This is a genomic window from Spirillospora sp. NPDC000708 (assembly GCF_040299565.1).
GTDB lineage: Bacteria > Actinomycetota > Actinomycetes > Streptosporangiales > Streptosporangiaceae > Spirillospora.
The window spans coordinates 1-6,903 of sequence record NZ_JBEPCJ010000185.1 but is presented as its reverse complement, the minus strand read 5'-3'; the positions used below and the strand labels follow the sequence as shown (position 1 = coordinate 6,903).

The following is a 6,903-nucleotide window of genomic DNA, read 5'->3' as shown; positions in this document are numbered from 1 at the left end:
GGGGGGGGGGGGGGGCGCCCGGGGGGGGGTGGGTGGGGCGGGGGGGGGGGGGGGGGGTGGGGGGCGGGGGGGGGGGGGGGGGGGGGGGGGGGGGGGGGGGGGGGGGGCGGCGCCGCCCCCCCGGCACCCCGTCTATTTATCGACTTATCGTTCTTTGTCGCGTTCGGAGTTCGGGGCGGTCCGAAAAGGGGCGCCGCATGCGTGACCGGACGGTCGCGAATCGCTGGCGGACAAGATCGCGATGTGGTGGGATCTCTCCCAACATCCCCGCTGATTTCCCCCCTCATGGAGAACGTGTGCGAGCCCCCCGCGCTCTGATTCCCCTGCTCTCGGTCTGCGGAGCCGCCGCCGTCGTCACGGCCGCGGGCGTCGGCGCCGACATCGACGGACTCCCGGGCGGCGGCCCGGCGCACGCCGACGGCGCCGTCCGCAAACCGCCGCCCAAAGCGGCGATCACGGCGGTGGACTGGAACGTCTGCGGTGCCCCGGCGGCAGGCTGCCCGCTCGGCGCCCGGCCCGCCGAGCTCGCGAAGCGCGTCGCCGCGCAGCTGCACGTCACCGAGGTCGGCGGGCGGAAGGTCCACGCGAACGCCGCGTTCCTCCAGGAGATCTGCTCGGGGCAGGTGCAGGCGCTGAAGAAGGCGTCCTGGTTCGCCTCGTGGAGCTGGCAGTTCGCCGCGTACCCGGACGGGCCGTCCTGCGTGGGCGGCCAAGGGAAGCTCGGGATCGCGCTCGGCGCGCGCGTGGCGGTCAGCGGCGTCCAGCAGACGCGGCTGCCGTCGCCGTCCGGCCGCCCGCGCATCGCCCTGTGCGGTGAGGCCGGGGCGTGGCGGACGCGCCTGTGCGTCACCCAGTTCAGCTCGCCCGCCGAGGACCCGCAGGGCGAGTGGCGCCGCAAGCAGGGGCGCGCCTTCGCCTCGCTCGCGGGGACCGGCACCCGCGTCGTCGCGGGCGGCGACCTCGCCGAACCGCCCGAGAACGCGGCGCTCGACCCGCTGTACCGCGCCTACGCCGAGTGCGACCAGTCGGGGACGTCCCGCACCGGCGCGAAGACCCTGCAGAACTGGCAGGGCACGGCCGTGGAGAAGGACGACTACCTGTTCATGACCAGGTCGGCCACCGTGTCGTGCACGGTGCCGGCCGGCGCCGACAAGTCGTCCGACCACCGTCCCGTCTCGGCGATGATCCGCTTCCGCTGACCCCGCCGCACCGACCCCGCCGCTAGTTCCGCTCGTCCGGCGGCCACGCCGGGCCCCGGTCCGTGAGACGGCTCAGCAGGAACCACGGAACGATCAGCGCGACCACGACCTGCGGCAGGCGCAGGATCGGGTCCAGCGGCACGGCGAGGACCGCCATGCTGCTCGCGAGGCCGACGAGGAGCAGGAGAAGCCCCGTGAGCCGGTCGGACGTCCCGCCGCGCGACCTGCGCGCGGGCCAGACGGCCAGCACGGCGGCGAGCAGGCCGATCGCGACCGCGGACTGGACGGCGGGGCTGATCGACAGGAACTGGAACAGCGCGACGGCCACCGCCGTGGTGCTCATCGCGTAGCGGAACGCCCTCCGCGGGGAGGCCGGCCACCTGGGGGAACGCGGCGGAGGCGGCGGTGAGGGGGCGGAGTCCGGGCCCGGCGGCTCCGGCGGCGAAGGCGGGAACGGGAACGGCCCGTGCCCGGGCGGCGGCCGATCGGGCGGGAAGGCGGCGCCGCCTCTCGGGAACGGCCTCCCGCCCCCGGCGGGAGGCGCCTCCGGCAGCGGGCCGCCCGGATCGTCCGGCCATTCCGGAGGGGCGGCACGCCGCTCACCGCCCTTGCGGAGCTGGAGCACCCCCAGAACGATCGTCGTCCCGAGGGAGGCGATCGAGATGCCGTTGGCGTACCAGTCCGTCACACAGCCAGTCTCGCGGCGGCGGAACCGATTGTCACCGTGTTGACACGGTCCGTGATTGCCGGGAGTAAAGCCGGATCCTGCTGCCGCGATCCCGTCCACGCTCGGAGGGCGCTAATGGACGCCCCGGTCGCGGCCCTGCCAGTAGGGGGCGCGCAGCTCCCGCTTGAGGATCTTGCCGGTGGGGTTGCGCGGGATCTCGTCGCGGCGCTCCACCGACGTCGGGCACTTGAAGTGCGCGAGGCGCTCGCGGCAGTAGTCGATGAGCTGCTGCTCGGGGACGTCCTCGGACAGCACCACCAGGGCCTTCGGCGTCTCGCCCCACCGCTCGTCGGGCACGCCGACGACCGCGCAGTCGGTGACGGCGGGATGCCCCATCAGGACGTTCTCGACCTCGGCGGGGTAGATGTTCTCGCCCCCGGAGATGATCATGTCCTTGACCCGGTCGTGGATGTAGAGGTAGCCGTCCTCGTCGAGGTAGCCCGCGTCGCCCGTGCGGAACCAGTTGTCGGCCGACAGCGCCGACGCCGTCGCCTCCGCCATCCCCCAGTAGCCCTTCATGTTCTGCGCGGTCCGGCAGACGATCTCGCCGACCTGCCCGGTCGGCACGTCCTCGCCCGTCGCCGGATCGACGATGCGCAGCTCGCAGCCCGCGTTCGGCAGCCCGGCGCTGCGCAGCCGGTGCGCGTTCGGGCCGTCCGGGTCGTGGTCCTCCGCGGGCAGCATCGTGATCGCGCCGGTGACCTCCGTCAGCCCGTACACCTGCATGAAGTCGGTGCCGGGCAGCATCCGCATCGCGCCCCGCAGCACGTCCTCGCTGATCGGCGACGCCCCGTACAGCATCAGCTCGAGGCTCGACAGGTCGCACGCCGTCACCTCGGGGATCAGCGGCATGAACTGCAGCAGCACCGGGACCAGGAAGATGTGCGTGACGCGGTTCCGCTCGATCGCCCGCGCGATCTCCGTCGGATCCGGCTCCCGGCTGATCACGCCGGTGATGCCGTTGTAGACGACCGAGATCGTCAGCACGTTGCCGGCCACGTGGTACATCGGCATCGCGACCATCAGGACGGTCGCGTCGTCGACGTCCCAGGCGTCGTTGGTGACCTCGAGCGCGGCGAGGAAGTTGTCGTGGGTGAGCATCACGCCTTTGGGCAGGCCCGTGGTGCCCGACGAGTAGAGCTGCACGAAGACGTCCGACGTCGCGCCCTCGTAGGCGGGCGGGTCGGCGTCGGCGGCGTCCATCCAGGCGGCGTAGTCGAGGTGGGCGTGCCCTCCGCCGCCGATGACGACGGTGTGGGTGGTGTGCTCCAGCTTCCCGGCGATCGCGTCCAGCACCGGGAGGAACTCGGGCCCGACGATGAAGACCTTCGCCTGCGCGTTGTTGACGATGTAGGCGACCTCGTCGGCGGCGAGCCGGTAGTTCACGGGCACCTGGACGGCGCCGATCCGCGCCGCGCCGAACAGCTGCTCGACGTATTCGAGCGAGTTCTTGTCGAGGATCGCGACGCGGTCACCGTGCCCGACGCCGGCGGCGGCGAGGGCGGCGGCGGCCCGGTCGGCGCGCCGGTCGAACTCGCGGTAAGTGAGGCTCGTCTCGCCCGCGATGTAGGCGACGCGGTCCGGCTGCGCGAGCGCCCGTTCGCGCAGCATCTCCGTCAGACCCGGCACGGTAGGTCCCTTTCGCCGATGACCGCCTGGTTGTCCCGGCATCATGCGGTCATCGGCGAAGCCCCGCAAGGGGGAAGCGCTACCTGCTTCGGGCCATCTTGGACACGAGGGTCACCGCGAGGACGACGATGACCGCGACGAACCCGATGAAGAAGAAGAACTTCAGCATCGAGATGATCGCGCCGATCACCGTCATCAGCAGCCAGATCGCGAGGACCACGCCGACAATGGTCAGGATTGTCTTACCCATGCCCCTCACCGTATGCGGTCATGGCGGGCAGGGCATCACCCTCCGGTACGAAGCCGCCCCCGCTACCTCTGGACGTTCGGCGGAGGCCGACCCTGAGAGCCGGCCAGGGACCACCCGGGGTCATCTCGGGGGCGGCGGCTGGTCGGCGGGCGGCGGCGCGTCGAGCGGCCGCCCTGACGGCGGCGGAGGCTGGCTGCCGGGTGCGGGCGCGCCACCGGGCGGGGGCGCGAAGGACGGCTGCCCGGCGGGCGCGCCGTACGGCCGGCCGGGAGGCGCCGTCGGAGGCTGTCCGGGGTAGGCCATGGGCGGCTGCCCCGGCTGCCCCGGCTGCCCCGGCTGCCCTGGCATCGGCTGGCCTGGCTGCGGCTGGCCGAAGCCGACCGCCGGCTGCGGTCCCGTCCACGCGGGCGGGCGCTGCCCGCCCGGCCCGAAGCCGCCGCTCGCCCCGACCCGCAGCGCGGCGATCCCGCCCGCGATGACCACGGCCAGCAGCTCGTACGCGAGGTACTTGTTGAAGTGCGGCTTCATGATCGCGCTCACCATGCCGTCCGGCATGCGCTCCAGCCCGATCATCAGGGCCAGCGTGGCGCCGATGCGCTTGCCGACCTCGAACGCCACGAGCGCGGAGACCGCCGCGAGGATCGGCGGGAGGGGGCCGCGCGGCCGGCACAGCAGCAGCCCGAGCGCGGTGACGAGCCCGCAGAGCGCGCAGTTGACCAGGTAGAACCCCGTCGAGGCGCGGAAGCTCAGCATCTCCGGGGACGGGTAGGAGGCGAACGCGGCCAGCAGGGTGACGAGCCCGGTGGCGACGGCACCGCCCACCAGGACCATGGCGATCGCGCCGCCCGTGGACGTCGCGGGACGAGACTGGGACATTCGCCCATTAAAGCGGTCATCGTTCGCAGCCGCAGGCGAAGCCTTACGGAGTGGTGACAGATGGAGTGGACCCGGCGCGAGTGCCCGTAGCGTGAACGGATGATGCCGCCGAAAGACCACGCCGGCCGCGTGCTGGTGGTCGACGACGATCCGACCGTCGCCGATGTCGTCGCCCGCTACCTGGCCCGCGACGGCCACGACGTGGAGTGCGTCGCGGACGGCCCCGCCGCGCTGCGCCGCGCCCGCGAGAAGGCGCCGGACCTGGTCGTCCTGGACCTGATGCTGCCCGGGATGGACGGCCTGGAGGTGTGCCGGCGGCTGCGCGAGACCTCCGCGGTCCCGATCGTCATGCTCACCGCGCTCGGCGCGGAGACCGACCGGCTCGTGGGCCTGGAGACGGGCGCGGACGACTACGTGACCAAGCCGTTCAGCCCGCGCGAGCTGGCCTTGCGCGTGCGGTCGGTGCTGCGGCGCGCGCGCGGCGCGCTCGTCCCGGCCGTCCCCGCGGGCCCGCTGCGCGACGGCGAGCTGGTCGTCGACGTCGGCGCGCACGAGGCGGGGCTGCGCGGCGCGCCGCTCGCGCTGACGTCCCGCGAGTTCGACCTGCTGGCGTTCCTGATGCGCCACCCGCGCCGCGCGTTCACCCGCGATGAGCTGCTGGAACGCGTGTGGGACTGGTCGTTCGGGGACTCCTCGACGGTGACGGTGCACGTCCGGCGGCTGCGCGAGAAGATCGAGGACGACCCGACGGCGCCGCGCCGGATCGTCACCGTCTGGGGCGTCGGCTACCGGTACGAGCCCGCAGAGGCCGGAGCCGAGCCCGGGGCCGGGTCCGAGGCCGGAACCGGGGCCGAGGCCGGAGAGGCGGGCCGGTGATCCCGTTCCCGGACCTGCTCCTGGTCGTCTTCTACGCGGCCCTCGCCGCGCTGGTGATCACGGCGGTCGCGCTCGGCCTGCTGCGCCTGCTGCGCGCCCGGTCGGTGGCGATCCAGCTGGCCGTCGTCGCCGCGGCGACCGTGCTGGCGACCGTCTCCGGCATCCTGGTGATCTCCGTCCTGATGCTGATCAACGACCATGACCGGTCGGTCGTGCTGACGGTCGTCGTGTCGGCCGGGCTGGTCGCGACGGTGGTGTCCGTGCTGCTCGGGCGGCGGCTCGTGGCCGCGAACCGGGTGCTGGTCGAGGCCGTCCGCGCGGACCGGTTCCGGAGGCCCGCCGGCCCGCTGCCCGCCGAGCTGGCGGAGCTGTCGCGGGAGCTGGAGGCCGCCTACGACCGGCTCGCCGCCGCGCACGAGCGGGAGCAGGCGCTGGAGGCGAGCCGCCGCGAGCTGGTCGCGTGGGTCAGCCACGACCTGCGCACCCCGCTCGCCGGGCTGCGCGCGATGGCGGAGGCGCTGGAGGACGGCGTCGTCGCCGACGGCGGCACCGTCCGCCGCTACCACGGCCGCATCCGGGTGGAGGTCGAGCGGCTCGCCGAGATGGTGGACGACCTGTTCGAGCTGTCGCGGATCCACGCGGGCGCGCTGCGGCTGTCGCGGGAGCGCGTCGGCCTCGCCGACCTGGTCGCCGAGGCGGTCGCGGGCGCGGAGGCGCTCGCCCGGGCCAAGGGCGTGCGGATCAGCGGGGACGTCCGCGCGGGGCTGCCCGTCCACGTGGACGCGGGCGAGCTGGGGCGGGCGCTGCGGAACCTGGTGGTGAACGCGATCCGGCACACCCCGAGCGACGGCGCCGTCGAGATCACCGGGGAGGTGCTCGGCGGCGAGGCCCGCGTCACCGTCGCGGACGCCTGCGGCGGCATCCCGGAGGCCGACCTGCCGCGCGTGTTCGACGTGGCGTTCCGCGGCGAGACGGCCCGCACGCCGGGCGGCGGCGCCGGGCTCGGCCTCGCCATCGCGCGCGGCATCGTCGAGGCCCACGCGGGCGAGATCGGCGTCGCGAACGCCGGTGCCGGCTGCCGCTTCGAGGTCCGCCTCCCCCTCCCCACCTGATCTCCGCGCCCCCCGGTTGAGCTGCGGGCTGTTGAGCTGCGGCCTGTCGCCGTCATGAGGCGGGCCGTGGCGGCGCACCGCCCCCCGGCACCGGGGGGGGGGGCGGGGGGGGCGCCGGCGTGTGGCACGGGGGCCACCCCCCCTATGCGGCCCCCGGCCATTACAACCCCCCCCCGCATTACCCTGCCTCTTTACCTGGCGGGTGGCTGCCACCCGGCGGCCCCCCCGCGCCCG

General features: G+C 74.3%; 7 protein-coding genes. 3 read left to right on the top strand and 4 right to left on the bottom strand.

Features of this window, described 5'->3' with window-relative positions:
* Positions 1-296 precede the first annotated feature (296 nt).
* Positions 297-1,199: an endonuclease/exonuclease/phosphatase family protein gene (locus ABT299_RS51880; protein WP_500255385.1), complete on the top strand. Its 903-nt coding sequence runs from the start codon at positions 297-299 to the stop codon at positions 1,197-1,199.
* 22 nt (positions 1,200-1,221) lie between these two features.
* Here ABT299_RS51880 and ABT299_RS51875 read toward each other — a convergent pair whose 3' ends face one another.
* From ABT299_RS51875 to ABT299_RS51860, 4 genes are all read right to left on the bottom strand, one after another.
* Entirely contained in the window at positions 1,222-1,887 is a 666-nt protein-coding gene (locus ABT299_RS51875) for a hypothetical protein (RefSeq protein WP_500255384.1), read from the bottom strand.
* Positions 1,888-1,998: 111 nt separating this feature from the next.
* Positions 1,999-3,555 carry a long-chain-fatty-acid--CoA ligase gene (locus ABT299_RS51870; protein ID WP_500255383.1) on the bottom strand — a complete coding sequence of 519 codons (1,557 nt, stop codon included), beginning with the start codon at positions 3,553-3,555 and terminating at the stop codon, positions 1,999-2,001.
* 79 nt (positions 3,556-3,634) lie between these two features.
* Entirely contained in the window at positions 3,635-3,805 is a 171-nt protein-coding gene (locus ABT299_RS51865) for a hypothetical protein (protein ID WP_173097526.1), read from the bottom strand.
* Between the two features lie 120 nt (positions 3,806-3,925).
* Positions 3,926-4,681: a hypothetical protein gene (locus ABT299_RS51860; protein WP_500255382.1), complete on the bottom strand. Its 756-nt coding sequence runs from the start codon at positions 4,679-4,681 to the stop codon at positions 3,926-3,928.
* 99 nt (positions 4,682-4,780) lie between these two features.
* Between ABT299_RS51860 and ABT299_RS51855 the strand changes: the two genes are divergently transcribed.
* Entirely contained in the window at positions 4,781-5,557 is a 777-nt protein-coding gene (locus ABT299_RS51855; protein ID WP_500255381.1) for a response regulator transcription factor, read from the top strand.
* A complete protein-coding gene (locus ABT299_RS51850; protein WP_387025992.1) occupies positions 5,554-6,669 on the top strand; it encodes a sensor histidine kinase in 1,116 nt (371 codons plus the stop codon). The genes ABT299_RS51855 and ABT299_RS51850 overlap by 4 nt, the downstream gene beginning before the upstream one ends.
* Positions 6,670-6,903: the final 234 nt, after the last annotated feature.

What these genes read in the sequence shown, in the direction of transcription:
- ABT299_RS51855 (WP_500255381.1), top strand. Translation starts at nt 4,781, where the DNA reads ATGATGCCGCCGAAAGACCACGCCGGCCGCGTGCTGGTGGTCGACGAC.
- ABT299_RS51860 (WP_500255382.1), bottom strand. Translation starts at nt 4,681, where the DNA reads ATGTCCCAGTCTCGTCCCGCGACGTCCACGGGCGGCGCGATCGCCATG.
- ABT299_RS51865 (WP_173097526.1), bottom strand. Translation starts at nt 3,805, where the DNA reads ATGGGTAAGACAATCCTGACCATTGTCGGCGTGGTCCTCGCGATCTGG.